This is a genomic window from Xanthobacter aminoxidans (assembly GCF_043193615.1).
Taxonomy (GTDB): domain Bacteria; phylum Pseudomonadota; class Alphaproteobacteria; order Rhizobiales; family Xanthobacteraceae; genus Xanthobacter; species Xanthobacter aminoxidans.
Window position 1 is genome coordinate 80403 of sequence record NZ_JBAFUS010000007.1, and the last position, 25646, is coordinate 106048.

Annotated in this window: 22 protein-coding genes; 7 read left to right on the forward strand and 15 right to left on the reverse strand. The window is 68.4% G+C overall.

Features of this window, described 5'->3' with window-relative positions; all coding sequences use genetic code 11:
• Positions 1-3 precede the first annotated feature (3 nt).
• From cysN to V5F74_RS23475, 5 genes are all read right to left on the reverse strand, one after another.
• Positions 4-1914: a sulfate adenylyltransferase subunit CysN gene (cysN, locus tag V5F74_RS23455; protein WP_394010152.1), complete on the reverse strand. Its 1911-nt coding sequence runs from the start codon at positions 1912-1914 to the stop codon at positions 4-6.
• Positions 1914-2813 carry a sulfate adenylyltransferase subunit CysD gene (gene cysD, locus V5F74_RS23460; protein WP_029555846.1) on the reverse strand — a complete coding sequence of 300 codons (900 nt, stop codon included), beginning with the start codon at positions 2811-2813 and terminating at the stop codon, positions 1914-1916. The genes cysN and cysD overlap by 1 nt, the downstream gene beginning before the upstream one ends.
• 534 nt (positions 2814-3347) lie before the next feature.
• Positions 3348-3962 carry a TetR/AcrR family transcriptional regulator gene (locus V5F74_RS23465; protein ID WP_029555845.1) on the reverse strand — a complete coding sequence of 205 codons (615 nt, stop codon included), beginning with the start codon at positions 3960-3962 and terminating at the stop codon, positions 3348-3350.
• A 246-nt stretch (positions 3963-4208) separates the two neighbouring features.
• Positions 4209-5318 (reverse strand): polyphosphate kinase 2, encoded by a 1110-nt coding sequence (gene ppk2, locus V5F74_RS23470; RefSeq protein ID WP_250167369.1) that lies wholly within the window; start codon positions 5316-5318, stop codon positions 4209-4211.
• Positions 5319-5697: 379 nt separating this feature from the next.
• Positions 5698-6894 carry a serine hydrolase domain-containing protein gene (locus tag V5F74_RS23475; RefSeq protein WP_394010153.1) on the reverse strand — a complete coding sequence of 399 codons (1197 nt, stop codon included), beginning with the start codon at positions 6892-6894 and terminating at the stop codon, positions 5698-5700.
• 260 nt (positions 6895-7154) lie between these two features.
• Between V5F74_RS23475 and V5F74_RS23480 the strand changes: the two genes are divergently transcribed.
• Positions 7155-8069: an SMP-30/gluconolactonase/LRE family protein gene (locus V5F74_RS23480; RefSeq protein WP_394010154.1), complete on the forward strand. Its 915-nt coding sequence runs from the start codon at positions 7155-7157 to the stop codon at positions 8067-8069.
• A gap of 104 nt (positions 8070-8173) precedes the next feature.
• Here V5F74_RS23480 and serA read toward each other — a convergent pair whose 3' ends face one another.
• The 6 genes from serA to V5F74_RS23510 all read right to left on the reverse strand — a co-directional run bounded on the left by serA (position 8174) and on the right by V5F74_RS23510 (position 17000).
• On the reverse strand, positions 8174-9433 hold the full coding sequence (gene serA, locus V5F74_RS23485; protein WP_394010155.1) for a phosphoglycerate dehydrogenase: 1260 nt from the start codon (positions 9431-9433) through the stop codon (positions 8174-8176).
• A gap of 225 nt (positions 9434-9658) precedes the next feature.
• Positions 9659-10162 (reverse strand): YqhA family protein, encoded by a 504-nt coding sequence (locus V5F74_RS23490; protein ID WP_029555840.1) that lies wholly within the window; start codon positions 10160-10162, stop codon positions 9659-9661.
• Between the two features lie 18 nt (positions 10163-10180).
• Entirely contained in the window at positions 10181-11644 is a 1464-nt protein-coding gene (locus tag V5F74_RS23495; RefSeq protein WP_029555839.1) for a GntP family permease, read from the reverse strand.
• 3 nt (positions 11645-11647) lie between these two features.
• Positions 11648-12673, reverse strand: coding sequence for a patatin-like phospholipase family protein (locus V5F74_RS23500; protein ID WP_394010156.1), 1026 nt, complete (start codon positions 12671-12673; stop codon positions 11648-11650).
• Positions 12674-12804: 131 nt separating this feature from the next.
• A complete protein-coding gene (locus V5F74_RS23505) occupies positions 12805-15909 on the reverse strand; it encodes an efflux RND transporter permease subunit (RefSeq protein WP_394010157.1) in 3105 nt (1034 codons plus the stop codon).
• A complete protein-coding gene (locus V5F74_RS23510) occupies positions 15906-17000 on the reverse strand; it encodes an efflux RND transporter periplasmic adaptor subunit (protein WP_245279279.1) in 1095 nt (364 codons plus the stop codon). Before V5F74_RS23510 ends, V5F74_RS23505 begins: the two co-directional genes overlap by 4 nt.
• Before the next feature lie 192 nt (positions 17001-17192).
• Here V5F74_RS23510 and V5F74_RS23515 point away from each other — a divergent pair, with 192 nt between their 5' ends.
• Positions 17193-17897 (forward strand): SDR family oxidoreductase, encoded by a 705-nt coding sequence (locus tag V5F74_RS23515; protein ID WP_029555835.1) that lies wholly within the window; start codon positions 17193-17195, stop codon positions 17895-17897.
• Positions 17898-17909: 12 nt separating this feature from the next.
• Here the strand turns inward: V5F74_RS23515 and V5F74_RS23520 are convergent, their stop codons facing one another.
• Positions 17910-19034 (reverse strand): site-2 protease family protein, encoded by a 1125-nt coding sequence (locus V5F74_RS23520; protein ID WP_394010158.1) that lies wholly within the window; start codon positions 19032-19034, stop codon positions 17910-17912.
• Positions 19035-19151: 117 nt separating this feature from the next.
• Here V5F74_RS23520 and V5F74_RS23525 point away from each other — a divergent pair, with 117 nt between their 5' ends.
• The 4 genes from V5F74_RS23525 (at position 19152) to V5F74_RS23540 (ending at position 22119) form a co-directional block, all read left to right on the forward strand.
• The gene (locus V5F74_RS23525) at positions 19152-19637 is read left to right on the forward strand and encodes a MarR family winged helix-turn-helix transcriptional regulator (RefSeq protein WP_250167377.1); all 486 of its coding nucleotides are present in this window, start codon (positions 19152-19154) and stop codon (positions 19635-19637) included.
• The gene (locus V5F74_RS23530) at positions 19634-20971 is read left to right on the forward strand and encodes a multidrug effflux MFS transporter (protein WP_394010159.1); all 1338 of its coding nucleotides are present in this window, start codon (positions 19634-19636) and stop codon (positions 20969-20971) included. Before V5F74_RS23525 ends, V5F74_RS23530 begins: the two co-directional genes overlap by 4 nt.
• Before the next feature lie 93 nt (positions 20972-21064).
• Positions 21065-21499, forward strand: coding sequence for a hypothetical protein (locus tag V5F74_RS23535; RefSeq protein WP_394010160.1), 435 nt, complete (start codon positions 21065-21067; stop codon positions 21497-21499).
• Positions 21500-21513: 14 nt separating this feature from the next.
• The gene (locus V5F74_RS23540) at positions 21514-22119 is read left to right on the forward strand and encodes an OmpA family protein (protein ID WP_038192704.1); all 606 of its coding nucleotides are present in this window, start codon (positions 21514-21516) and stop codon (positions 22117-22119) included.
• Between the two features lie 90 nt (positions 22120-22209).
• Here V5F74_RS23540 and V5F74_RS23545 read toward each other — a convergent pair whose 3' ends face one another.
• On the reverse strand, positions 22210-23019 hold the full coding sequence (locus V5F74_RS23545; RefSeq protein WP_394010161.1) for a hypothetical protein: 810 nt from the start codon (positions 23017-23019) through the stop codon (positions 22210-22212).
• Positions 23020-23281: 262 nt separating this feature from the next.
• Between V5F74_RS23545 and V5F74_RS23550 the strand changes: the two genes are divergently transcribed.
• On the forward strand, positions 23282-23740 hold the full coding sequence (locus V5F74_RS23550) for a hypothetical protein (protein ID WP_394010162.1): 459 nt from the start codon (positions 23282-23284) through the stop codon (positions 23738-23740).
• A gap of 98 nt (positions 23741-23838) precedes the next feature.
• Here the strand turns inward: V5F74_RS23550 and denD are convergent, their stop codons facing one another.
• Complete coding sequence (denD, locus tag V5F74_RS23555) at positions 23839-24816, reverse strand: D-erythronate dehydrogenase (protein WP_394010163.1); 978 nt, start codon at positions 24814-24816, stop codon at positions 23839-23841.
• Between the two features lie 83 nt (positions 24817-24899).
• Positions 24900-25646, reverse strand: a complete 747-nt coding sequence (locus tag V5F74_RS23560) for an SDR family oxidoreductase (RefSeq protein ID WP_394010164.1) — start codon at positions 25644-25646, stop codon at positions 24900-24902.

A 25646-nucleotide genomic window follows, 5' to 3' on the forward strand; every position in this document is an offset into this window, starting at 1 on the left:
CGCTCACGGGATCAGCATCCGCACGATGGCCTCGGCGGCAGCTTCGGCATCCATGGCGGTGGTGTCCACGCGCAGCTCGGGGGCGGCGGGGGCTTCATACGGGCTGTCGATACCGGTGAAGTTCTTGAGCTGGCCCGCGCGGGCCTTCTTGTAGAGGCCCTTCACGTCGCGCCGCTCGGCCTCGGCCAGGGGCGTGTCGATGAACACCTCGAAGAACTCGCCCGGCTGCATCATGCCGCGCACCATGTCGCGCTCGGCGCGGAACGGGCTGATGAAGGCGGTGATGACGATGAGGCCGGCATCGGTCATCAGCTTCGCCACCTCGCCCACGCGACGGATGTTCTCCACCCGGTCGGCGGCGGTGAAGCCGAGGTCCTTGTTGAGGCCATGGCGCACATTGTCGCCGTCGAGCAGGAAGGTGTGCCGGTTCATCCGGGCGAGCTTCTTCTCCACCAGATTGGCGATGGTGGACTTGCCTGCGCCGGACAGGCCCGTGAGCCAGACCACCGCCGGCTTCTGGTTCTTCAGCGCGGCATGGTGCTCGCGGGAGATGTCGGTGGCCTGCCAGTGGACGTTGTCCGACCGCCTGAGCGCGAAGTGGATCATGCCCGCGCCGACGGTGGCATTCGTCATCTTGTCGATGAGGATGAAGCCGCCCAGCTCCCGGTTCTCGCCATAGGGCTCGAACGGGATGCGCCGGTCGGTGGCGATGTTGCAGGAGCCGATGGCGTTCAGCTCCAGCGTCTTCGCCGCCAGATGGTCCATGTTGTTGACGTTCACCTGGTACTTCGGCTCGGTGATGGTGGCGGACACCGTCTGGGTGCCGAGCTTCAGCCAGTAGGGACGGCCCGGCAGCATGGGCTGCTCGTCCATCCACACGATGACCGCCTCGAACTGGTCGGCCGCCTGCACCGGGGCCTCCGCCGCCGCGATCACGTCGCCGCGCGAGCAGTCGATCTCGTCGGCAAGGCACAAGGTGACGGACTGGCCGGCCACCGCCTCGGCAAGATCGCCGTCCAGCGTCACGATGCGCGCCACCGTGCTGGTCTTGCCCGAGGGCAGGACGCGGATGGCATCGCCCGGCTTCACCGTGCCGGAGGAGATGAGGCCGGCAAAGCCGCGGAAGTCGAGGTTGGGCCGGTTGACCCACTGCACCGCCATGCGGAACGGCTTTTGCGCGTCATGGGCGGCGTCGATCTCCACGCTCTCCAGATGCGCCATCAGCGTCGGGCCGGAGTGCCACGGCGTGTTGGGGGAGAGGGTGGTGATGTTGTCGCCCTTGAAGCCGGAGATGGGCAAAGCGACGAAATCCGTGATGCCGATGGAGGTGGCGAAGGCCCGGTAGTCGGCGACGATCTGCTCGAACACCTCGCGGCTGTAGCCCACGAGGTCCATCTTGTTCACCGCCAGCACGATGTTGCGGATGCCGATGAGGTGGGCGAGATAGGAGTGGCGCCGGGTCTGGGTGAGCACGCCCTTGCGCGCGTCCACGAGGATCACCGCGAGGTCGGCGGTGGAGGCGCCCGTCACCATGTTGCGGGTGTACTGCTCGTGGCCGGGGGTGTCGGCGACGATGAATTTGCGCTTCTCCGTGGCGAAGAAGCGGTACGCCACATCGATGGTGATGCCCTGCTCGCGCTCGGCGGCGAGGCCGTCCACGAGGAGCGCGAAATCCAGCTCCTGCCCCTGCGTGCCGACCTTCTTCGAGTCGGCCTCCAGCGCGGCGAGCTGATCCTCGAAGATCATCTTGGAATCGTAGAGCAGCCGCCCGATGAGGGTGGACTTGCCGTCGTCCACGCTGCCGCAGGTGATGAAGCGCAGCATGGTCTTGTGCTCGTGGACGTCGAGATACTTGTCGATGTCCTCGGCGATGAGGGCGTCGGTCTTGTAGACGGGATCGAGGGGCGCGCTCATCAGAAATACCCCTCCTGCTTCTTCTTCTCCATGCCGGCGCCACCGGCATCCTTGTCGATGGCGCGGCCCTGACGCTCGGAGGTGGTGGTGAGCAGCATTTCCTGGATCACCTGCGGCAGGGTGTCCGCCGTGCTCTCCACCGCGCCGGTGAGCGGGTAGCAGCCGAGCGTGCGGAAGCGCACGGAGCGCATCTGCGGCTCCTCGCCGGGGCGCAGCGGGAAGCGGTCGTCATCCACCATCAGGATCAGGCCGTCGCGCTCCACGGTGGGGCGCGGGGCGGCGAAATAGAGCGGCACGATGCGGATGCCTTCGAGGTGGATGTATTGCCAGATATCCAGCTCGGTCCAGTTGGAGATGGGGAAGACGCGCATGCTCTCCCCCTTGTTCTTGCGGGCATTGTAGAGGTGCCAGAGTTCCGGCCGCTGGTTCTTCGGGTCCCAGCGGTGATTGGCCGAGCGGAAGGAGAAGACGCGCTCCTTGGCGCGGCTCTTCTCCTCGTCGCGGCGGGCGCCGCCGAAGGCCGCGTCGAAGCCCCACTTGTCCAGCGCCTGCTTGAGGCCCTCCGTCTTCCACATGTCGGTGTGCAGCGGGCCGTGGTCGAACGGGTTGATGCCCTTTTCCAGTGCTTCCGGATTCTGGTGGACGAGAAGGTCCATGCCGGCGTCGCGCGCGGCTTCGTCGCGCAACTCGTACATGGCGCGGAACTTCCAGGTGGTATCCACGTGGAGCAACGGGAAGGGCGGCGGGGAGGGAAAGAAGGCCTTCCTGGCGAGATGCAGCATCACCGCCGAATCCTTGCCCACCGAATAGAGCATCACCGGGCGCTCGGCCTCGGCGACGACCTCGCGCATGATGTGGATGCTCTCCGCCTCGAGGCGCTGGAGATGGGTCAGGCTCATCTTGTCTTCGCTCTTCGGTCCCAACGCGACGCAACGGACGGCGCAGGGACACCGCCCTATTCCGCATCTGTGAGATGTGGATATCTTATTTCTACTCCACATTCCGACAAAAGGCGAGCCGCCTGCGCGGGGGCAGGCAAGGCGCGTCATTGCGCGCGGCACCGGCCCGGCGGGCTTTGACCGAGATCGCGATCCTGTGGGGGAAGCTCTGAAGGGGGGAGCTGCGGACGGCGCAAGGGGGCGGCAATGCCGCCCGCAGCTCTTGTCCCCACCGGCGGTGTTTGCGGCCACGCCGGCGGAGGGAGGCAGCTTTGCCGTTGGGGAAGGCCACCGCATCGGTACGAGGTCCGATTTCGGTTAGCGGCTCCGGCAACGGGCTGCAATCACCCCTGCAGTCTAGCTCAGATTGATCTGACAACAAACCGTCTGGACGGTTTTTATCCGAAATATTTTCGCCCGGTATCTTGGTCCGTCAAAGCGGTGTCCAGGGATGGAATTGCGGTGTCCGGGGATGCCGGATGCCGCCCGTGCAGGTCAGGAGGTGGGCCGGCGGGAGCGCCGCGGCTCGTCGGCTTCCGCAGGGGCGGGGGGCTCGGCTGGCCAGTTTCGATCATCGAGCAGGTATTCGAACATCCGGTCGCGCTCGACGTCCCCCAGCGGGCAGGTGCCCAGCATGGCCGAGAGGGCGAGCCCGCGGGCGGAGAACAGGCGGGCCAACGAGCGTCCGGGATCCCTCGCCTGGCTGACGATGAGCGCGATGGTCTGCTCGTCGCGCTCGCGCACGGGACTCATGAAGGCCGGCTCCTGCGACGCCACGCCGAGGATGGCGAACGCGATGGAGTTCGAGCCCTTCACGATCTCCCGGAACACGGCGATCTGCGCAGCGAGCGCCGGCTCGGCGTAGGCCGCGCCGTGCTCCGCCACGAAGGCTTCGGCGAACTGCGTGTAGTAGTCCGCCTGATACTCCAGCAGGGCCGCGAGCACGGCGCGCTTGTTGGGGAACTGGTGCAGCAGCCCGCCCTTGCTGACGCCGCTCTCCTTGGCGATGGCATCGAGGGTGAGGCGGCCGGCGCCGTCGCGGGCGATGATGGCGAGGGCCGCCTCGATGACGGCGGCCTTCGTGCGTTCGGAACGCGTGGTGTTATCCATGCCTCGGGCGGCCCCGGCGCCGCGCGAAAAAGGCAGCGCCCGCACAGGACATACCGTCGATGCCGTCGGCGAGACAAGTCATTCCGACACCACCGGCCGCGCGCTGTGGCTCGCCCCGCGTTCCACGGCGCGGGGTGCCGTTGCGTCGTGTGCCCGAAGCCGTTCCGGCTCGCCGGAACGGCTTCAGGTTTTCGACGCGACCCATGTCCTTCACGCGACCCGGAATCCACTTCGCGTGAAAATGGTCTAGCGCCCGCCCATCACATACTCGCCGCGCTCGTGAACCGTGTTGGCGCGGCCCACCAGCAGCGTCTCCAGCGGGCCGATGCGCTTCTGGTCCTTGTCCTTGTAGGGCAGGGAATGCAGCACGTAGCGCATGGCATTGATGCGGGCGCGCTTCTTGTCATCGGACTTGATGACCGTCCAGGGCGAATCCGCCGTGTCGGTGTGGAAGAACATGGCTTCCTTGGCGCGAGTGTAGTCGTCCCACTTGTCGAGGGAGGCGAGATCCACGGGCGAGAGCTTCCACTGCTTCAGCGGATGCACCTTGCGCTCCTTGAAGCGGCGGCGCTGCTCCTCCCGGCTCACCGAGAACCAGAACTTGATGAGGTGGATGCCGCTGCGCACGAGATTGCGCTCGAACTCCGGCGCCTGGCGCAGGAACTCGCGGTATTCGTCATCCGTGCAGAAGCCCATCACCCGCTCGACGCCGGCCCTGTTGTACCAGCTGCGGTCGAACATCACGATCTCGCCGGTGGTGGGCAGGTGCTCCACATAGCGCTGGAAATACCACTGGCCGCGCTCCACCTCGCTGGGTTTCTCTAGCGCCACCACCCGCGCGCCACGCGGATTGAGGTGCTCCATGAAGCGCTTGATGGCGCCGCCCTTGCCGGCCGCGTCGCGCCCCTCGAACAGGATGATGACCCGCTGGCGGGAATCCTTCACCCACGACTGGAGCTTGAGAAGCTCGGTCTGGAGGATGAACTTCTGCTGCTCGTAGTCCCGCCGCAGCATCTTGTACTTGAAGGGATAGCCGCCGGTGCGCCAGTCGTCGGACAGCTCGTCGCTGGTCACGCGCGGATGGCCCGTGGGCTTGGGCATGCCCAGCGACTTGCGCAGCCGCACGGCGTCGTCGGGCGAGGCGCCGGCGAGGATGGCGGCGATGCCGGCCTTCACGTCGTCCACGCCCGCCGCCGTGGTGGGCTGGGCCGCTTCAAGGGAGGCCGACAAGGCGGCGACGGCGGACAGTTCCGCCTCCTGCGCCGCCAGCTGGCGCTCCTCGGCCAGCGAGCGCTCCATCTCGGCGGGAATGGCATCGGTGCCGGCCGCGGGCGGGAGGTCGTCGTTGCTCGCCATGCTGTGCTCCTTCGGCGCCGAGGCGCGCGCCATCCGCGGCTGAAAAACCGCGTGAAAACATGGGCCTTAGCCGGCTGAAGAGCGTTGATCGAGATCAAGGGAGAGGGGAGGTAGGGGGCGGCGTCCTCGCGTCGGGGATGCATGTTGCGCCGGCGGAATGTGAGCCGGGAGGGAAGCCCGTGCGATCATATCCGCTGGTCATCGCCCGGCTAGTCCGGGCGATCCACCGCGCCGCTGGAGCAATGTCCGGAAGATCGACCCGGCCCCACCGTGGATCGCCCGGACTAGCCGGGCGATGACGGCTTTGCGGCAGCCTTGCGCTGGACCCCGGATCAGCGCTCCGGCTGCGTCGTCGCTTGTCCCGGGAACCGTGCGCCTCTCACTTCGGGGCGAACTGCCCGTAGAGGTGCTTCAGCACTTCGGTGGTGGCGGCCTCGGCCTTCTGGCCGGGATAGTTGGTGAGGGCCTCCACCGACATGTCGCTCGCCGGCTCCACCAGGATCTTGGCGAAGTTCATGCTGTTGGAGCCGTTGTGGGTGAGCACCGGCGTCTTGGTCCAGTCGAGCTTCACGACGCCCCAGCCGAAGGCGTAGTCGCCGGTGGAGGGGGTGCCGGGGGGCGGGTCCTTGAACGGCGGGGTGGTGACGTGGGGCTTGTGGATGACGGCCAGCGTCTCCGGCGAGACGATGTGCGGGCCGCGCTTGCCCTGGCCCGCGTTCCAGTCGCCCCAGCGGGCGAAGTCCAGCACCGACATGTGGCCGATGCCGGCCGGGCCGACCACGGGCGGAATGTCCGCCGACGGTCCCCAGGCCATGGGCGTGGCGTTGCCCTTGTCGTCGAGCATGTGGCCGATGGGCGCGTCATACTTGCCGAAGGTGGCCTGCGGGCCGAAGCCGGCACTCTTCAGGCCGAGCGGCGCATAGATGCGCTCCTCCACCAGGCGCTCCCACGGCTTGCCGGAAACCTCTTCCAGCATGGCGCCGGCGAAGATGTAGCCGAGGTTGGAATACTGGAACGGCGAGCCGGTCTTGGGCACCTCCGGGGCGTGCGTCTTCCAGCGCTCCAGCGCGTCGAGGCGCAAGGCGGTGGTGGTTTTCTCGAAGCCCACCGGATTGAAATAGATGCCGACGATCTCCTCGTTGTCGGAGGGGATGCCGCTTGTGTGGGAGAGAAGCTGCTCCAGCGTCACTGCCGCGAGCTTCGGGTCCATGTCCTTCACCTTGCCGCCCAGCACCTCGCCGAGCGTGCTCGTCCACTTGATCTTGCCTTCCTCCACCAGCGTTCCGGCGACGGTGGCGGTGAAGGCCTTGGTGTCGGAGCCGAGATGGAAGCGGTCCTCCACCGTCACCGGGACGTCGAGGCCGATGGCGCGCTTGCCCACGGCCCCCGCCGCGATGATCTCGCCCGAGCGGGTGACGGCGGCGGCCAGAGCCGGCAGGCCGTATTTGGCGCGCACGCCTTCGAGATAGAGGTCGAGGTTTTCGGCGGCCCGCACCGGCGCCGACAAAGCGAGGGCTGCCGCAAGGCCCAGTGCGAAGGCATGGAAGACGCCTCGTTCCGAACGCCTGAAATCCATGGACGATCCCCCTGTCGCCGCGCCGTTGATCCGGCCAAGCGTGGCCGTATGAACGCAGGCAAACCGGCCCGCTGGCAAGGGACATTCGGCGTACGTGCGGCGGCGCTGGCGTGCCCGGGCAACACGGATACGGCCGTTCATCCGGCTACACGCCGGCCCTCCGGGCGTGTAGAACCGAAGGCAAAGCTCAAGCGCGCGACCGCCCGCAGAGGCGAGTGGCTGCCGGTGTGCCCGCAGCCGGACGCGCGAGGAGGAAACGCATGTACGCCGCCCCGCCTGCCGTGGTCGCCCGCCCGTTCGTCGTGATGCCCGACGCCCTCAGGATCGAGGGCCGCCGCTCCGAGTGGAGCGAGGTCCAGTTCGGCGGCGTGCCGCTGACCACCTTCCTTGAAGGCCCCTCCTTCGATCGCGCGGGCAATCTGTGGGTCGTGGACATCCCGTGGGGGCGTCTCATCAAGGTGACGCCGCAGGGGAAGGTCAGCGTCGAGGCGGAGTATGACGGCGAGCCCAACGGCCTGAAGTTCCACAAGGACGGCCGCGGCTTCATCGCCGACCACCGGCACGGGATCATGGTGTTCGATCCCGCCACCGGCCGGGTGGAACCCTATCTCGAACGGGCGATGCTCCAGCGCTTCAAGGGCGTGAACGACCTGATCTTCGCCAGCAACGGCGATCTCTATTTCACCGACCAGGGCCAGACCGGCTGGCATGACCCGTCCGGCTGCCTCTATCGCCTGCGGACAGACGGGCGGCTGGACTGTGTGCTGAAGGGCATCCCGAGCCCCAACGGCCTCGTGCTCAACAAGACCGAGACGGTCCTCTTCCTCGCCGTGACGCGGGCCAACGCCATATGGCGCGTGCCGCTGATGCGCGACGGCACGGCGAGCAAGGTGGGCACCTTCATCCAGCTTTCAGGCGGCGGCGGTCCGGACGGCCTCGCCATCGACGAGGAGGACAACCTCGTCGTCTGCCACATGGGCCTCGGCTCGGTCTGGCTGTTCAGCGCGCTCGGCGAGCCGATGCTGCGCATCCGGTCGCCGGAGGGGCACCTCACCACCAATTGCGCCTTCGGCGGGCCGGACAACCGGACGCTCTTCATCACCGAATCGAAGACCGGCACCATCCTCTGCGCCGATCTGCCGGTGCCGGGCCGGCGCATGTATTCACACGCCTGAAATCAGGGACGGGGATCTTCGGCCTCATGGCCGGGCGTGGTGCGGCGGGGCCACACCACGCGGTCTGTTCCGCATCTCTCCGCCGTATCGGCAGAGGCTGCCGCTCAGGCCTTGTATTCGTAGAGCAGGCGGGCGCGGATGGTGCCTTCCAGCGCGCGGATCTCGGCGAGGATCGCCTGGCTGTCCACGGCGGAGGCGTCCGCATCGAGCACCACATAGCCGATGTCGGCATTGGTCTCGTAATACTGGGCGGCGATGTTGACCGCGTGGCGGGCCAGCACCTCGTTGAGGCGGCCGAGCATGCCGGGCAGGTTGCGCTGAACCTGGATGAAGCGGGTGCCGGTGGGACGCGCCGGCAGTTGCACCTGCGGGAAGTTCACCGCGCCCATGGTGGAACCGGTGTCCGAATAGTCGAGCAGCTTGCGGGCCACCTCGGCACCGATGCGCTCCTGCGCCTCCTCGGTGGAGCCGCCGATATGCGGCGTGAGGATGACGTTGGGCAGGCCCTGCAGCGGGGAGACGAACTTCTGGCCGTTGGCGCTGGGCTCCACCGGGAACACGTCCACCGCCGCGCCACGCAGCCGGCCTTCCTTCAGCGCGTCGGCGAGGGCGTCGAGGTCCACCACCGTGCCGCGGCTGTTGTTGATGAGATAGGCGCCCTTCTTCATGGCGGCGATCTCGGCGCGGCCGATCAGCCCGTGGGTGGCGGGGGTCTCGGGAACGTGCAGGCTCACCACGTCGCTCTGGGAGAGCACCTCGGCCATGGTCGCCACCGGCTCGGTGTTGCCGTGGCGGAGCTTGTCGGTGTGATCGTAATAGATCACCCGCATGCCCATCGCCTCGGCGAGGTTGGAGAGCTGCGAGCCGATGTTGCCGTAGCCGATGATGCCCAGCGTCTTGCCGCGCACCTCGTGGCTGTCGGTGGCCGACTTGTCCCACAGGCCCTCATGGGCGGCGGCGGACCGGTTGGGGATGCGGCGCAGCAGCATCACGATCTCGCCGATCACCAGCTCCGCCACGCTGCGGGTGTTGGAGAAGGGCGCGTTGAACACCGGGATGCCGGCGATGCGGGTGGCGTCGATGTCCACCTGGTTGGTGCCGACGCTGAAGCAGCCGATGGCGATGAGGCGGTCCGCGGCCTCCAGCACGTCGGCGGTGATCTGGGTGCGCGAGCGGATGCCGAGCAGATAGACGCCCTTCAGCGCCTCCTTCAGCGCCTCGCCGTCCAGCGCCTTGGGCAGGCGGGTCAGGTTGGTGTAGCCGGCGGCGAGCATCATCTCGACGGCGCTGTCGTTGACGCCTTCGAGCAGCAGCACCTTGATCTTGTCGCGGGACAGGGAAAGCTGGGGGGCGTTTTGGGTCACGGGGCGCGACGTCCTTCGGCGGTCAACAGGCGAACCCGCGCGGAAATGAGCTGCCGCAAATGAGGTTCGGCTTGAAATGGTGGTTGCCGGGTGGCGGTTGCGGCCCGGCGGCGGCGCGAAATTAGCGATTTTGCCGCGCCAGTCCAGAGATCGCGCGCCTTTGCCGCGGCTGGGACGTGACGCTGGGGGAGGGGAGGGGCCGCTCTGCGCGGCGGGCTCGCCCCCTCAATCCTCGCGCGAGGAGGGGTGGAAGCGGTCGGTCAGCGCCAGAACGGCGTAGGCGGCGACAAAGATGATGTTGGCGACCACCAGCCACTTCACCTGCGCCTCGCTCACGTCCGTCTCCAGCCGCATCAGCGCCTTCAGGAGCGTGATGCCGGTGATGGCCATGAGCGAGGCGAACAGCTTCAGCTTCAGCCCCGAGAAGGAGATGCGCGTCATCCAGACCGGCGAGGAGGGCGTGTCGGCGCGGTCGATCTTCTCGACGAAATTCTCGTAGCCGGAGGAGATCACCACCACCAGCAGCCCGCCCACCAGGGCAAGGTCGATGAGGGTGAGGATGCCCATGATGACGTGCGTCTCGTTCATGCTCGGCAGGGCGATGGCGAAGCGCACGAGTTCCAGAAGGAAGGCGACGACGAGCAAGGCGAGCGCCACCGAGAGCCCCGCGAACAGCGGCACCATGGCCCAGCGGCTCAGCGTCACCAGCCGTACGATCGCCTTGCGCATCGCCTCGTTCCCTTCCGCTCAGAAGCTGCCGACCAGCGTGCCGAGCCCGATCACCACGGCCAGCGCGATGAGGGCGCCCACCACGGCGGCCATCACGATGTCGAGGTAGCCTTCCTTGTGGGTCACGCCGCACACGGAGAGCAGTGTCACCACTGCGCCGTTGTGGGGCAGGCTGTCCAGCGTGCCGGAGCCGATGACGGCGACGCGGTGCATGAGGGACGGGTCCATGCCGATCTCGTGGGCGATCTTCATGTAGGTCGGCCCCAGCGCGTCGAGGGCGATGGTGAGGCCGCCGGAGGCCGAGCCGGTAAGGGCGGCGAGGATGTTGGTGGCCACCGCCAGCGACACCAGCGGTCCGCCCTCGATGCCCAGCACGAAGTTGCGCACGTCGGTGAAGGCGGGCAGCGCCGCCACGATGGCGCCGAAGCCCACGAGGCTCGCCACCGAGAGGATGGGCAGCACCGAGGCGTTGGCACCGGCCGTCATGGTGGCGCGCAGCTCCGGCACGCTGGTGAAGTTGATGATGATGCAGGTGACGATGGCCGCCGCCAGCGCCACGATCACCGACCACACGCCGCCCACCGCCGAAAGCGTCACGCCGCCCCACTGGGGATCGGCGAGGAAGCTCACGTCCATGCGCGGCAGCACCACGAAGGACATGAGCAGGTTGACGACGATCACCACCACAATGGGCAGCGCCGCCAGCAGGATCGGTGGCGCGCGGGGAGATTCATCGCTGGAATGGATCTCGGACGGGTCGAACGGGCCTGCCGTCGAGGCGCGCTCGCGCACGATGGGGTCGTCCGCCGCGAGGTCCGCGCTTTCATCCGGCGCGGCGATGAGCGAGCCGAAGCCCTCGCCGGCGGCACGTGCCGCATTCTCCCGCCGCTTCAGCCACCACATGCCGAAGCCCAGCATGATGAGCGAGGCGATGATGCCGAGCCCCGGCGCCGCGAACGGCGTGGTGCCGAAGAACGGCATGGGGATGGCGTTCTGGATGGAGGGCGTGCCGGGCATGGCCGACATGGTGAAGGTGGAGGTGCCGAGCGCGATGGCCGCCGGCATCAGCCGCCGCGGCACGCCGGCCGCGCGGAACAAAGCGACGCCCATGGGCGCGAGCACGAAGAAGGCCACGAACAGCGACACGCCGCCATAGGTGACGATGGCGCCGGCCAGCACCACCGCGAGGATGGCGCGGCTGGGGCCGAGCTTTTCCGTCATGTAGTTGGCGATGGAGGTGACCGAGCCGGAATCCTCCATCAGCTTGCCGAATACTGCCCCCAGCAGGAACAGCGGGAAGAATTGCGCGACGAAATCCGCCGCGTTGCGCATGAAGGTCTGCGTCCAGCTCGCCAGCAGCGGCTCGCCGGAGAAGGCGGCCGCGATCAGGCCCGCGATGGGCGCGAGGATGAGGATGGAGGAGCCGCGGAAGGCCAGGAAGATGAGGACGGCGAGGCCGACCAGAATGCCGATGAGACCCATGGATCAGAGCTCCGCCATCAGCTGGTCGAAATTGACGGTGGAGGCCTTGCCGATGTCGGCACCGTGCTCGGTGAGGAAAAGGTCGGCGGCCTTGCGCCCCTCGTCCCTCAGCCAGGTGAGGAAGTCCCATTCGGCATTGAGCTTCGAGGAGAAGCCCAGCTCGTTCATGATGGGGTTGCGCACCACATGCACCCGCATCCGCGCCCAGTTGCAGGCTTCCGAGTCGCCGGAAAGCTCGTGCACGTGGCGCTGGAGCAGCGCCATCATGTACAGCTCCTTGATCGCCACCGAGTTGAACGACACCTCGTTGAGGCGGTTGAGGATTTCGCCCGGCGTCTTGGGCGTGCCCGGCCGCTCCAGCGGGTTGATGGGCACGAGGATGGTGTCGTCGGACTTCAATTCGCTCACCAGCGGCGCCAGCGTCGGGTTGCCGGAATAGCCGCCGTCCCAATAGGCCTCGCCGTCGATCTCCACCGCCTGGAAGAGGGTGGGCAGGCAGGCGGAGGCCATCAGCACGTCGGGTGTGATCTCGGCGTTGCGGAACACGCGCGGGCGGCCGGTGCGCACGTTGGTGGCGGTGATGAACACCTTGATCGGGGAGGCGCGCAGCCGCTCGAAGTCGATCTGCTTTTCGAGGATCGGCGCCAGCGCGTTCCCGCCCAGGGGATTGTACTGGTAGGGCGAGAACATGCGCGTCATGAAATCCATCATCAGGAAGCCCGGCGCGGTGTCCATGGACCAGCGGCCGAGCATCTTGTCGAAGGGCGAGCGCTTGAACGGGCTGAAGCGGGCCGCTTCGGAGACGTGGGTCCAGTAGCTCTCAAGGGCGAGCTTGGCGCCCTCGCGGCCGCCGGCGGCGAAGCCGTCCGCCAGCACGGCGGCGTTCATGGCGCCCGCCGAGGTGCCGGAGACGCCCTCGATCTCGAGCCAGCGCTCGTCGAGGAGCCGGTCGAGCACCCCCCAGGTGAAGGCCCCGTGGGAGCCGCCGCCCTGCAGGGCGAGATCGACGAGTACCGGTTCCCGTTCCATCTGAGACCTCATTCACAAGCAGGCCGCATCTGGTGCGGGCCTGTCGCCGTTTGGCGTGGCGGGCGATCCTCGGGTCGTCTGTGTTCTTGATCCTTGGCGGCGGCGGGGCAGGCCCGCCATCCGCGTGCCGGTCAGGCCGGCTGCGTCTTGGCCGGCGCTGTCTTTCCCGCGCCCGCGACGCGCTCCGGCCCGGTGTCGGGTCCGAACCACGCCACATAGAGCGCCGGCAGGAAGATGAGGGTGAGCAGCGTGCCCACCAGCAATCCGCCCATGATGGCGAAGGCCATGGGTCCCCAGAACACGGTGGGCGCGATGGGGATCATGCCCAGCACGGTGGAGACCGCCGTGAGCATGATGGGCCGGAAACGCATGGAGGAGGCGGAGACCACCGCATCCCACACGCTCTTGCCCGCCGCGCGGTCCGCCTCGATCTGGCCGATGAGGATGACCGCGTTCTTGGTGATCATGCCGATGAGCGCCAGCACGCCGAGGATGGCGACGAAGCCCAGCGGCCGACCGGAGGCGAGCAGCGCCGCCACCACGCCGATGAGGCCGAGCGGCGCCACCGACAGCACGATGACGAGCCGCTGGAAGCTCTTTAGCTCGAACATCAGCACGGTGAACATGAGCAGCAGCATCACCGGCACCACGGCGACGACAGAGGCGAGGGAGGACGCGCTCTCCTCCACCGTGCCGCCGGTGGTGATGGCGTAGCCGGCCGGCAGCGTGCGGCGCAGGGCCTCGATCCTCGGATCGAGCTTTTCCACCACGCTCTCGGGCAGCACGCCGCGCTTCACGTCCGACTGGACGGTGAGCGTCGGCACCCGGTCGCGCCGCCAGATGGCGGGATAGTCCTGCCCGTATTCGAAGGTGGCGATCTGCGAGAGGGGCACGGTGCGCCCATTGGGCAGCGGCACCTGAAGGGTGGCGAGGGAGGCCAGCGACACGCGCTCCTCGTCGGTGGCGCGGGCCACCACGTTGACGAGATAGATGTCGTCGCGCACCTGCGTCACCGGCTGGCCGGAAAGCACGGTGTTGAGCACGCCGGCGAGCTGCGCGGTGGAGAGGCCGAGCAGGCGCGCCTCGTCCTGATCCACGCGGATGGAGACCTGCCGGGCGGGCTCGATCCAGTTGTAGTTGACCGTCTCCACCTCGGGGTTCTCGGCCATCACCTTGGCGAGGTCGAAGGCGATGGCGCGCACCTTCTCGATCTCCGGACCGGAGACGCGATACTGCACCGGCCAGCCCACGGGCGGCCCCAGCTCCAGCGGCGAGATGCGCGCCACGAGCTGCGGGAAGTCGGTGGCGAGCACCTTCTCCAGCTTCACGCGCAGCCGCTCGCGCGCCGCCACGTCCTTCGCCACGATCACACTCTGGGCGAAGAAGTCGTTGGGCAGCTGCACGTCGAGGGGCAGATAGAAGCGGATCGCGCCGCGGCCCACATAGGTGGACCAGCGGGCCACGTCCGGATCATTGGCCAGCACCTTGTCGAACGCCTCGGCGACACTCTGCGAGGCGTAGATGGAGGCGTTCTGCGGCGAGGCGAGGTCCACCAGCAGTTCGGGCCGGTCGGAGGAGGGGAAGAACTGGCGGGGGATCAGCGGCAGGGCCAGCACCGACAGCACGAACAGGCCGGCGGTGACGGCGAGCGTCACCCAGCGCAGGCGCAGGCACAGGATGAGGAAGGCGCGGTACATCCCCATCACGCCCTTCGGCGGCGCGTCGGGATCGGGGATCTTGTCCTTCGCCGGCGCGCGCAGGATGAGCACCTGAAGCAGCGGCGCGAACAGCACCGCCACGATCCACGAGACGAGGAGGGCGATGCCCACCACCGCGAACAAGGTGAAAGTGTATTCGCCCGCCGAGGAGGCGGCGAAGCCCACCGGCACGAAGCCCGCCACCGTCACCAGCGTGCCAGCGAGCATGGCCGCCGCATAGGCCTTGAAGGCGTAGGAGGCGGCGGTGGGCCGATCGTCGCCGGCCGCGAGGCGCGTCAGCGTCGCGTCCGTCGTGGTCATGGCGTCGTCCACCATCAGCGCCAGCGCGATGATGAGGGCGCCCAGTGAGATGCGCTGCATGTCGATATGCGCGAGCTGCATCAGCGCGAAGACGATGGCGAGCGTGAGCGGGATGGCGAGCGCCACGATGGCCCCCGCCCGCACCCCGAGCGCGATGAACGACACCACGAGGATGATGCCCACCGCCTGCCACAGGCTCTCCATGAACTCGGAAATGGCGCTCTTCACCGTCACCGCCTGATCGGCCACCAAAGTCGCGTCGATGCCCACCGGCATGTTGGCGAGGATGCGCGTCATGGCGCGGTCGATGTTGGCGCCCATGGCGAGGATGTCGCCGCCATCGCGCATGGCGATGGCGAGGCCGATGGCGTCCTTGCCGTTCACCCGGAACATGGGCTGGGGCGGATCGGCGAAGCCGCGGCGGATGGTGGCGATGTCGGCGAGGCGGATGAGGCGTCCGTTCACCGCCAGATTCACGTTGGCGATGTCGGCTTCCGAGGCGAAGGCGCCGGAGACGCGGATGGAGATGTTCTCCTTGCCGGTCTGGATCTCGCCCGAGGGCCGCACGATGTTCTGCGCCGCCAGCGCCGAGAGCACTGCCTGCCGGTCGATGCCGAGGCTTGCCAGCTCGGCCATGGAGAATTCAATGAAGATGCGCTCGTCCTGCGCGCCGAGGATCTCGATCTTCGACACGTCCGGCACGTGCAGCAGCTCGGAGCGCGCCTCCTCCACATAGTCGCGCAATTCGCGATGGGAGAAGCCGTCCGCCGTGAAGCCGTAGATGATGCCGAAGGTGTCGCCGAACTCGTCGTTGAAGAACGGCCCCACGATGCCCTGCGGCAGGGTGTGGCGAATGTCGGCGATGCTTTTCCTCACGTGGTACCAGATGTCCGGCACCTCGGAGGCGGTGGCGGAGCCCTTCAGGTTCACGAACACGGTGGTGACGCCGGGCTTGGTGTAGCTCTCCAGGAAGTTGAGCTGCGGCACCTCCTGGAGCTTGCGCTCCAGCCGCTCCGTCACCTGCCGGAAGGTCTCCTCCAAGGTGGCGCCGGGCCAGTTGGCCTGCACCACCATGGTCTTGATGACGAAGGTCGGGTCTTCCGCCCGGCCGAGGTTGCGGAACGCCATCACGCCGGCCACCACGGAGATGGCCATGAGATAGAGGATGACGGATCGGTGTTTCAGCGCCCAGGCTGAAAGGTTGAAGCCGCCGCTCACAGGCTGGCTCCCGCCGGGGTGGCGAGCAGGCGCACCTTCTGGCCCGGGTGCAGGGCCTGCACGCCCGCCGTCACCACGATCTCGGAGGGCTTCAGCCCCTCGCCGACGCTGACGGACGCCGGGCCGAAGCGCAGCACCTCGATGGTGCGCAGCGCCACCGTCTGGGACTTGGGGTCCACCACCCACACGGCGGGCTTGTCGTTGAGGCGGGTGAGGGCGCTGGCCGGGATTTCCACCACCGGCCCGCGGTCCACCATCACCCGGCCGACCACCGTGGTGCCGAGGCGCAGCGCCTCCGGCGGATTGTTGAGACCGACACGGACGCGGAAGGTGCGCGTCACCGGATCGGCCTGCGGGGCCACCTCGCGCACGCGGCCGGTGGCGGTGATGGCGGGATCGGTAGCGAGGGCCACCGTCACCTCGGGATCGCCGGGGATGCCGGACAGCAGCGCGGCGGGCACGTCGAACACCGCGTCGCGGCCGTCCTGGCGTGCCACCTCGATCACAGGCTGGCCGGCCTGCACCACCTCGCCCGGTTCGGCCCGGCGCTGGGTGACGACGCCGGCGCTGTCGGCCTTCAGCTCGGTGAAGCCGAGGCGGTCCTCGGCCATCTGCAGGCGCGCTTCCGCGTCGTCCACCTGCGCGCGGGCGTTCAGGAACGCCTGCTCGGCCTGCTCATACTGGGCGCGCGGGGTGAAGCCGCGGGCGAGGAGCTGGCGCTGGCGCTCATACTGGTTGCGGGTCTGGGTGAGGTTGGCATTGGCCGCGCCGAGCGCCGCCTGGGCCGAGCGCAGCGCATTCTGCTCGTCCTGCGGATCGAGGCGGGCGAGCACCTGGCCGGCGGTGACGCGATCGCCCACATTCACCAGCCGGTCGATGATGCGGCCGGAAATGCGGAAGCCGTAAGTGGCCTCGTTCTGCGCCTCCACCACGCCGGTGAGGCTCACGGCGTCGCTCGCCGCGCGGTTGGTGGCGACGACGGTGCGCACCGGCCGCGGCTCCTGCGCCTGCGGCTTCTGGGCTTCACCGCAGGCAGAAAGGAAAAAGCAGGCGCCGAGCACGCCCATAAGCATGCGCTTACCTTTCACCACGCCAGCATCCTGCCCGCGATATCCCCGATGGTCACGCACGAGCAGCTCCTCTTCGCAGTGCAACCAGCGTGGCTATAAAGGAGACTTGGACGTTAGACCAGACACTTCGCCGGAAGGACCTTCCTATACGTGGCCGTTTCTGCCATTCCGGGTGGGAACGTGCGCGACATGCGCCAAAAGGAGAATATGAACATGGCAGAGGTCAAGGTCGCCGTCGTCACCGCGGGCGGTTCGGGCATGGGCGCGGCATGCGCGCGGCGCCTTGCTGCGGATGGCTATGCGGTTGCCATCCTGTCCTCGTCCGGCAAGGGCGAGGCGCTGGCGGCGGAACTGGGCGGTCTGGGCGTTACCGGCTCCAACCAGAAGGCCGAGGACATCGCGAAATTCGTGGATCAGGTGATGGCCCGCTACGGCCGCATCGACGTGCTGGTGAACAGCGCCGGCCACGGCCCGCGCGACACCATCACCGCCATCACCGACGAGCAGTGGCATCAGGGCCTCGACGTTTATCTCATGAATGTGATCCGCTCGGTGCGCCTCGTCACCCCGATCATGGTGGCGCAGAAGAGCGGGGCGATCGTCAACATCTCCACCGCCTGGGCATTCGAGCCGGCGGCCATGTTCCCCACCTCCGCCGTGTTCCGCGCCGGGCTTGCCGCCTACACCAAGATCTTCGCCGACACCTATGCCGCCGACAACGTGCGCATGAACAACGTGCTGCCCGGCTGGATCGACAGCCTGCCGCAGACCGACGAGCGCCGCGCCGGCGTGCCCATGGGCCGCTACGGCACCAGCGCCGAGATCGCCGCCACCGTGGCCTTCCTCGCCTCCGAGGGCGCCGGCTACATCACCGGCCAGAATTTGAAGGTGGATGGCGGGCTGATGCGCTCGGTGTGAGGCCCGTCGCCCTCAGCCGACGCCGGGCCCCGGCTTCGCCCGCGCATCCCGCGCCACGTGGATCATCATCAGCTCGCCCACATTCTCCGGCGTGAGCAGGCCCACGAGCCGGCCGCCGGCGACATCGAGCACGCCGACGGCGGGGACCTGGGCGCTGGTGATGAGCTTCAGCGCCGCATCGAGCTTGGAGCGCGCCTCGACGGTCGGGATGTCGTGCTGCATCACCTCGATGACGGGCGTTAACGGCCCCTGGTCCTTCAGCGCCCGGATCATGGCGTCGCGGGTGAGCACGCCGCGCAGATGGCCGGCGCCGTCCACCACCGGGAATTCCTTCTGGGTGGAGCGGATGAGCGCCTCCGCCGCGTCGTCCACCGTGGCCTGCGGGCCGAGCGTCTCAAAATGCGTGATCATGGCGTCGGCCACGATATGCCCGCGCGAGGCCTCCCTCAGCTGCACCTGGCCGGCTTCGCCCGAGGCGGCGAGGAAGACGAACACGCCGATGATCATCAGCATGGGATTGGTGAAGATGCCCAGCAGCCCGAGGCCGATGGCGAGGCCTTGCCCGATGGAGGCGGCAAGCGCGGTGGCGCGGGCAAAGCCCATCTTCATGGCGAGCAGCGCCCGCAGCACCCGTCCGCCGTCCATCGGGAACGCCGGGATGAGGTTGAACAGCACGAGGAAGATGTTGGCCCCCGCGAGCTTGACCAGCATGGAGGTCCGCGGGTCCTCGATCTTCGCCAGATCCTCCGCCTTGAGGTCGCCGCCAGCCAAAGTGAAGCTCAGCACCGCCAGCAGCACGACGGCGATCACCACATTCACCGCCGGCCCGGCGATGGCGACCACCAGCTCCTGCGACGGCTTTTCCGGGATGCGCTCCAGATTGGCGATGCCGCCGAACGGCCAGAGCGTGATGTCCGGCGTCTTCACCCCGTAGCGGCGCGCGGCGACCACGTGTCCCAGCTCGTGCAGCAGCACGCAGAAGAACAGCATCGCCACGAACAGCACGCCCTCCCACGCCGCCTGCGATCCGCCGGAGCGGTAGTAGGCCGCCCAGATCCACACCAGGAACAGGAGGAAGGTGACGTGGATGCGGATGGCGGTCTCGCCGAGGCGGCCGATGGTCAGGGACCAGGGCATTCGAAATCTCCCTGAGGGATGTGGAGTGACACATAGCGCCTCGGGACGGGCACGCAATGACATGCATCAGGACGTCTCCGGCTTGTTGGTAAGGAAAGCTTATTATATAGTCTCCTTATGAGATCGCCCCCGCCCGCCGCCACGCCCCAGCTCGGTTTCGTCCTGGTGGATGCGGCCCGGCTTTATCGCGCCCGCATCGACCGCGCGTTCGACGGTGCGGGCCTCGGCCTCACCCCCGGCGAGGCGCGGGCGCTGGCGCACATCAACGTCAATCCCGGCCTGCGTCAGTCGGCGCTGGCCGAGAAGATGAGCGTGGAGCCCATGACGCTGGTCGGATTCCTCGACCGCCTCGAGGCGCTGGGGCTGGTGGTGCGCGAGGCGGACCCGACCGACCGGCGGGCCAAGATTGTCGCGCTCACGGATGCGGCGCGGCCCTATCTGGACGGGATCGAGCAGGCGGCGGCGCGGGCGCGCGAGGAAGCGACGCGTGGCTTCTCGGATGAGGAGCGCGCGCAGCTGCGCGAGTTCCTCGACCGCATCCGCGGCAATCTCGCCCGCGACTGCGCGGGCCGCGAGGCCCGGCTCAAGGAGGCGCGGCGGTGAGGGCGCCATCTCCGGCGGGGACCACCGCCGCACCGCTCATGACCGAGCGCGAGGTGTCGATCATCGGCGGCATGATGGTCATGCTCGGCCCGGTCAGCCTCTCCCTCTACACCCCGGCCTTGCCGACGCTGGTGGAGGTGTTTGGCGCGTCGATTGCCACGGTGAAGCTCACCCTCACCGTCTTCTTCTTCGGCTTCGCCGTGTCCCAGCTCGTCTGCGGCCCCCTGTCGGACGCCTATGGCCGGCGGCCGGTGGCGCTCGGCTTCTTCGGCATCTACCTGTCCGGCGCCCTCGTCGCCATGCTGGCGCCGACCATCGGCTGGCTGGTGGCCGGGCGCATCCTGCAGGGCATCGGTGCGGCGGCGGGCATCGCGCTGTCGCGTGCGCTGGTGCGTGACCAATATACGGGGCAGGCCTCGGCGCGGGTGATGAACCTCATCGGCACCATCCTCGCCATCGGCCCCGCCGTCTCGCCCACCATCGGCGGCCTGCTGCTCGGCACATTCGGCTGGCATTCGGTGTTTGTCGCCATGACCGTGTTCGGGCTCAGCCTCATGCTGGTCCTGGTGCTGCGGGTGCCGGAGACCAACCGCACGCCGGACCGTCGCCTCGCCGCCCCCCGCGCCGTCGCGCGAAGCTACCGGCGCCTCCTGTCCAACCGCAGCTTCATGCGGGCGGCGCTGACGGCGGGCTGTGCCCTTGGCGGCATCTACACGCTGGCGGCAGCGGTGCCCTTCCTGCTCATCGATCGCGTGGGCCTCTCGCCCACCGGCTTCGGCCTCGCCATGATGATGCAGACCGGCGCCTTCATGCTGGGCACCCTCATCGTCCGCCCGCTGCTGAACCGCTACAAGGCGCAGCAACTGATCCTGCCCGGCCTGCTGCTGGTGCTCACCGGCGCGGCCATCATGGCGGTCGGCACCCATGTGGTGGGGCTGTCCACGCTCAGCGTGATGCTGCCCATCTCCTTCTGGGCCTGCGGCTGCGCCCTGCTGCTGCCCGGCTGCACCACCAATGCGCTGGCTGGCTTCGGTTCCATCGCCGGTGCCGCCTCGGCGCTGACCGGCTTCGTGCAGATCGGCAGCGGCTTCGTCGGCACGTCCCTTTCGGCGCTGCTGCCCTCGCCGCTCATCGCCATGACCATGCTGGTCCCGGTCATGGCCGTGGCGGCGCTCGTCGTCCACCTCGCGCTCGCGCCGCGCCGGACCGATGAGCCCGCGCCGGTGGAGGTTGAACCTCAGGCTCCGGATATCGAACTCGCCGCCGATCCGCTCGGCCTCGTGGGGGCCGCCGGCGACGAGATCGAGGCCGGCACGTACCGCCACGCATCCTGAGCACGCCACGGCCGCGCTCCCGCCGGTTGACCGAACGGGAGGCGGAGTGGTCAATTCCCCCTCAGCTCGCGAATCCGGGCTATGGGGGGACATATGAAACTTCGAGGATTGGCCTTCGCGGCCCTGGTGGCGCTCGGCGCGGCGGGCGCCGCCGGCAGCGCCCAGGCGCAGACCATGAGTTACGCGCAGGCCGCCGGCCTCCTGGCGCAGCATTGCGGCGAGGACATCATGAAGCTCTGCCGCGGCCAGAACCTGGGCAACGGCGCCATCTACAACTGCCTCAGCCAGAATGTGGGACGCCTTTCCCCCGCCTGCGCCGCCAACCACGAGGGCATCCGCCAGATGACCGAGGCGCGGGCCGCCGCGCAGCGCGAGGTCCACAAGGTCTGCGACCGTGACCGGGCGCAATATTGCCCCGGCATGGTGCCCGGCGACGGCAACATCGTCTCGTGCCTTCTCGAAGCCTCCAAGGTGGTGAGCCAGGCCTGCACGAGTGCCCTCATCAACGCCGGCTACAATCAGCAGTGAAGGGGGAGGGACAGATGAAATTCCAGATGCGTTCCGCCCTGCTGCTGTCCGCCGCGCTGCTGGCGCCGGTGCTCCTCGCCGCGCCGGCCTCGGCCCAGGTCGCCACCTCCAACGCCCAGATCGTTCAGGGCCTTCAGGCCAGCGTCGCCGATGTGCCGAACGTCTCGGCCGAGGCCCTGCGCGGCCTCGCCGTCGCGCACATGAAGTATACCGGCCCGCCCGAGAGCCGCCCGCCGCTGGCCATCCAGCTCGACCAGCTGGCGCAGATCAACGTGGAGATCGAGTTCGATCTCAACTCGGCGATGATCAAGCCCTCGTCCTACCGCACGCTCGGCTCCATCGCCGATGCCATGCACAACCCGATCCTGCTCGGCTACAAATTCCTCGTGGTGGGCAACACCGACACCACCGGCACCCGCGAGATCAACCTCAAGCTCAGCCAGGAGCGCGCCGACGCGGTGATGCAGGCGCTCGCCACCACCTTCCGCGTGGACCCGCGCCGGCTCCAGGCCGTGGGCCTCGGCGAGGAAAACCTGCAGGACGTGAAGAATCCGCATGCCGCCATCAACCGGCGCGTCCAGATCTTCAACCTGGGCAGCACGGGCGTCCTCACCCCCTGATCCCGCCGACCACTGAACGCGAGAACGCCGCCGCCGGGGATGCCCGGCGGCGGCGTTCCTATTTCTGGGGCCTCAGTTGAGGACCGGCTCTCAGGCCTTCTTGGCGCGGGCCGGCTTGGCGGCAGCCTTCGCGGGCGCCTTGGCCGGGGCCTTGGGGGCGGGAGCCGTCTTCACCGCCGCAGCCTTGGCGCGGGCGGCCTTCGGGGCGGGGGTCTTGGGAGCCTCGGTCTTGGGAGCCTCAGTCTTGGGCGCGGGGGCGGCCTTCGGAGCCTTCGGCGCGGCGGCCTTGGGAGCGGCAGCCTTCGTCGCCTTCGGGGCTGCCGGCTTGGCGGCCTTGGCGGCCGGGGCCTTCGTCTCGACAGCCTTGGCCTCGGGCGCAGCCTTCGGAGCCGCAGACTTGGGAGCTGCGGCCTTGGGCGCGGCCTTCGCCTTCGCCGCCTTGGCCGGGGTCTCCGCCACTGCCTTCGGCGCAGCTTCCTTCGCCGCTGCCGGCTTGGCCGCCTTCGGAGCCTTGGGAGACGCGGCCTTCACCACGGTCGCCTTCGGCGCGGCAGCCTTGGGAGCCACAGTCTTGGGGGCCGCCGCCTTGGCAGCTGCCTTGGGAGCGGCGGCCTTGGCAGGCGCGGCCTTCGCAGCAGCGGCCTTGGGCGCGGCAGTCTTGGGCGCAGTAGTCTTGGGAGCGGTAACCTTGGGAGCCGCCGCCTTCGCAGGGGCAGTCTTCGCAGCAACGGGCTTGGCTGCGGCAGTCTTGGCAGCGGGCTTGGGCTTGTCGGGGGACTGGGTCAGAGCGGAAGCCGCGAGGGACTTGATCTCCGCGTGGGTGAGGCTGCCCGGATCGCGAAGGGCCTTCGCGGCGAGGCTGCTCACTTCGTCACTGGTGACTTCCGGCTTCTTGGCCATAACTCTTCTCCGAAATTCTACGCGCCGGCGCGAATTCCGTGTCGAATCACGACGTTCGCCAGCATGTGATCCATCCCCCGGAAAATTTTCGGAATGGTTAACGCCAGTCTTATCAGGACGTTCCAGCGCGTCGGCGATCGGCCTCCGGCGGCCCTCGCCGGGGTGTCACACCCTCGTCCCACCATCGGACTAGGGTGCCGAATCAGCAGCGGGCGCGGGGGCGCGATGCTCACCGATTCCCGTTATAAATGAAGGGGTTCGCATGCCCGGCCGTCCGACCGTGCTCTTCCTGTGCCCCGACAACGGGGCGCTCAGCCTGATGGCGGAAGCCGTGGCGCTCCATCGTCATCCCGATCTGCGCCCGTTCAGCGCTGCCGCCGCCACGCCGGGCCAGGTCGATCCGGCCCTCGTCGCCGCGCTTGAGGCGGAGAGCATCCCGGCCGACGGGCTTTCCGCGAAGCCGGCCGGGGTGTTTCTGCTCTCCGGCGCGCCGCGCCTCGATGTGGTGGTGGCGCTGGGCGAGGCGAGCCGGCGGGCCATCCGTCGCCAGCCCTTCCTCGGCCTGTTGCGGCTGGAGACCTGGAGCCTCGCGGAAGTGGTCCGCAGCCTGCCCGCGCCGGCCCGCCGCACCGCCTATCGCCGCCTGCTGCCGGACATCGGCGCCGCCATCGCGCGGCTGGAGGAGCGCATTGCGCTCCGCCTCTCCGGGGTCGCCGCGTAGGGTTTTGCGTCGCCTTCGCTCAAGCGCCGCGCGGGCTTTTGGCGTTGCCTCCGCTCTGGCGCCGCGCGGGCTAGGAGCGCCCGCGCGCAACGCCGGCCTCAGTCGGCGATCTTGCCGCCGAGTTCGTCCTCGATGTGGATGCGGATGATCTCCTCGAAGGAGCCTTCCGCCTTGAAGCCGAGCGCGGTCGCGCGCGCGGCGTCGAACTTGCGCGGCCAGCCGGAGACGATGGTCTCGATCACCGGGTCCGGCACCTTCTTGATGCGCGCCACCGCCTTGTCGCCGGCCACCTTGCGCAGCGCCTCGATCTGCTCGCCCACCGTCACGGCGAGGCCGGGCATGGTGAGGTTGCGGCGGGTGCCCACGCTGGCGCCGTCGAGGGTCGCTGCATGGATGAGGAAGCCCACCGCCGAGCGCGGCGAGGCATGCCAGTGCATGACATCCTCCGACACGGGCAGGATCGCCTCCTGCCCCGCAAGCGGCTCGCGGATGATGCCGGAGAAGAAGCCGGAGGCGGCCTTGTTGGGCAGGCCCGGCCGCACGCAGATGGTGGGCAGGCGGATGCCGATGCCGTCGAAGAATCCGCGCCGCGTATAGTCCGCCAGCAGCAGCTCGCCCATGGCCTTCTGCGTGCCGTAGGAGGTGAGCGGCGTGTGGAAATATTCGTCCGGGATCGCCTCCGGGAACGGCGCGCCGAACACCGCGATGGACGAGGTGAAGACGAGGCGGGGCGTATAGCCCTCCATCACCCGCACCGCGTCGAACAGGTGGCGCGTGCCGTCGAGATTGATGCGGTAGCCCTTCTCGAAATCCGCTTCCGCCTCGCCGGAGACGATGGCTGCGAGGTGCAGGATCACGTCGGGTCGGTCCGCCACCAGCGCCGCCGCCTCGCCGGGCACGGAGATGTCGGAGACACGGGTGTCGATGGGAAACGGCGCCTCGGGGGGCTTGGGCGTCACCACGTCGTGGGCGGTGATGCGGGTGATGGGGGTGCCGCCGAGGCGGCCGTCGCGGGCGAGGCGCTCGATGAGCTTGCGGCCGACCATGCCGGCGCCGCCGATGACCAGAATGTGCATGTTGGAAAATCCCTTCGCGCTAGAGCACGCGCCGATCTGATTGCATCGCAATCAGATCGGATAACGCGTTCTCCTTCTTGGAGTCAGAGCGCCCAGCCGCCGTCGATGATGTGGATCTGCCCCGTGGTGAAGGCGCTCTCGTCGGAGGCGAGATAGAGCGCGAGCGCGGCGATCTCCTCCGGCGTGCCGAGGCGCCCCATGGGCTGGCGGCCGACGAAATCGGCGCGCACCTGATCGAGCGAGCGGCCGGTCTGGGCCGAGACGGCGGCGATGCGCTCGTCCAGCGAGGGTGACTGGATGGTGCCGGGGCAGATGGCGTTGGCGCGCACGCCCTTCAGGATGAAGTCGGCGGCCACCGCCTTGGTGAGGCCGATCACTGCCGCCTTGGTGGTGCCGTAGGCATAGCGGTTCGGCACACCACGGATGGAGGAGGCGGCCGAGGCGATGTTGACGATGGAGCCCGCGCCCGTCTCCAGCATGCCCGGCAGGAAGGCCGAGATGGTGCGGTGCATGGATTTCACATTGAGGTCGAAGGAGAAGTCCCAGTCCCTCTCGCTGGTCTCGAAGATGGTGCCCTGATGGACGTAGCCGGCGGCGTTCACCAGCACGTTGACCGGGCCGATCTCCTTTGCGAGCGCCGTCACGGCATCGGTGGAGAGAACGTCGAGCGAGCGCGTCTCAGCGCCCTCGAGGCCGGCGAGCTTACCCGCGTCGAGATCGGTGGCGATCACCCTCGCGCCCTCGCGCACGAAGGTTTCCGCGATGGCGCGGCCGATGCCCTGTCCCGCCGCCGTCACCAGCGCGGTCTTGCCCTGAAGTCGTCCACCCAT

What these genes read in the sequence shown, in the direction of transcription:
- cysN (WP_394010152.1), bottom strand. Translation starts at nt 1,914, where the DNA reads ATGAGCGCGCCCCTCGATCCCGTCTACAAGACCGACGCCCTCATCGCC.
- cysD (WP_029555846.1), bottom strand. Translation starts at nt 2,813, where the DNA reads ATGAGCCTGACCCATCTCCAGCGCCTCGAGGCGGAGAGCATCCACATC.
- V5F74_RS23465 (WP_029555845.1), bottom strand. Translation starts at nt 3,962, where the DNA reads ATGGATAACACCACGCGTTCCGAACGCACGAAGGCCGCCGTCATCGAG.
- ppk2 (WP_250167369.1), bottom strand. Translation starts at nt 5,318, where the DNA reads ATGGCGAGCAACGACGACCTCCCGCCCGCGGCCGGCACCGATGCCATT.
- V5F74_RS23475 (WP_394010153.1), bottom strand. Translation starts at nt 6,894, where the DNA reads ATGGATTTCAGGCGTTCGGAACGAGGCGTCTTCCATGCCTTCGCACTG.
- V5F74_RS23480 (WP_394010154.1), top strand. Translation starts at nt 7,155, where the DNA reads ATGTACGCCGCCCCGCCTGCCGTGGTCGCCCGCCCGTTCGTCGTGATG.
- V5F74_RS23490 (WP_029555840.1), bottom strand. Translation starts at nt 10,162, where the DNA reads ATGCGCAAGGCGATCGTACGGCTGGTGACGCTGAGCCGCTGGGCCATG.
- V5F74_RS23495 (WP_029555839.1), bottom strand. Translation starts at nt 11,644, where the DNA reads ATGGGTCTCATCGGCATTCTGGTCGGCCTCGCCGTCCTCATCTTCCTG.
- V5F74_RS23500 (WP_394010156.1), bottom strand. Translation starts at nt 12,673, where the DNA reads ATGGAACGGGAACCGGTACTCGTCGATCTCGCCCTGCAGGGCGGCGGC.
- V5F74_RS23515 (WP_029555835.1), top strand. Translation starts at nt 17,193, where the DNA reads ATGGCAGAGGTCAAGGTCGCCGTCGTCACCGCGGGCGGTTCGGGCATG.
- V5F74_RS23520 (WP_394010158.1), bottom strand. Translation starts at nt 19,034, where the DNA reads ATGCCCTGGTCCCTGACCATCGGCCGCCTCGGCGAGACCGCCATCCGC.
- V5F74_RS23525 (WP_250167377.1), top strand. Translation starts at nt 19,152, where the DNA reads ATGAGATCGCCCCCGCCCGCCGCCACGCCCCAGCTCGGTTTCGTCCTG.
- V5F74_RS23535 (WP_394010160.1), top strand. Translation starts at nt 21,065, where the DNA reads ATGAAACTTCGAGGATTGGCCTTCGCGGCCCTGGTGGCGCTCGGCGCG.
- V5F74_RS23540 (WP_038192704.1), top strand. Translation starts at nt 21,514, where the DNA reads ATGAAATTCCAGATGCGTTCCGCCCTGCTGCTGTCCGCCGCGCTGCTG.
- V5F74_RS23545 (WP_394010161.1), bottom strand. Translation starts at nt 23,019, where the DNA reads ATGGCCAAGAAGCCGGAAGTCACCAGTGACGAAGTGAGCAGCCTCGCC.
- V5F74_RS23550 (WP_394010162.1), top strand. Translation starts at nt 23,282, where the DNA reads ATGCCCGGCCGTCCGACCGTGCTCTTCCTGTGCCCCGACAACGGGGCG.
- denD (WP_394010163.1), bottom strand. Translation starts at nt 24,816, where the DNA reads ATGCACATTCTGGTCATCGGCGGCGCCGGCATGGTCGGCCGCAAGCTC.
- V5F74_RS23560 (WP_394010164.1), bottom strand. Translation starts at nt 25,646, where the DNA reads ATGGGTGGACGACTTCAGGGCAAGACCGCGCTGGTGACGGCGGCGGGA.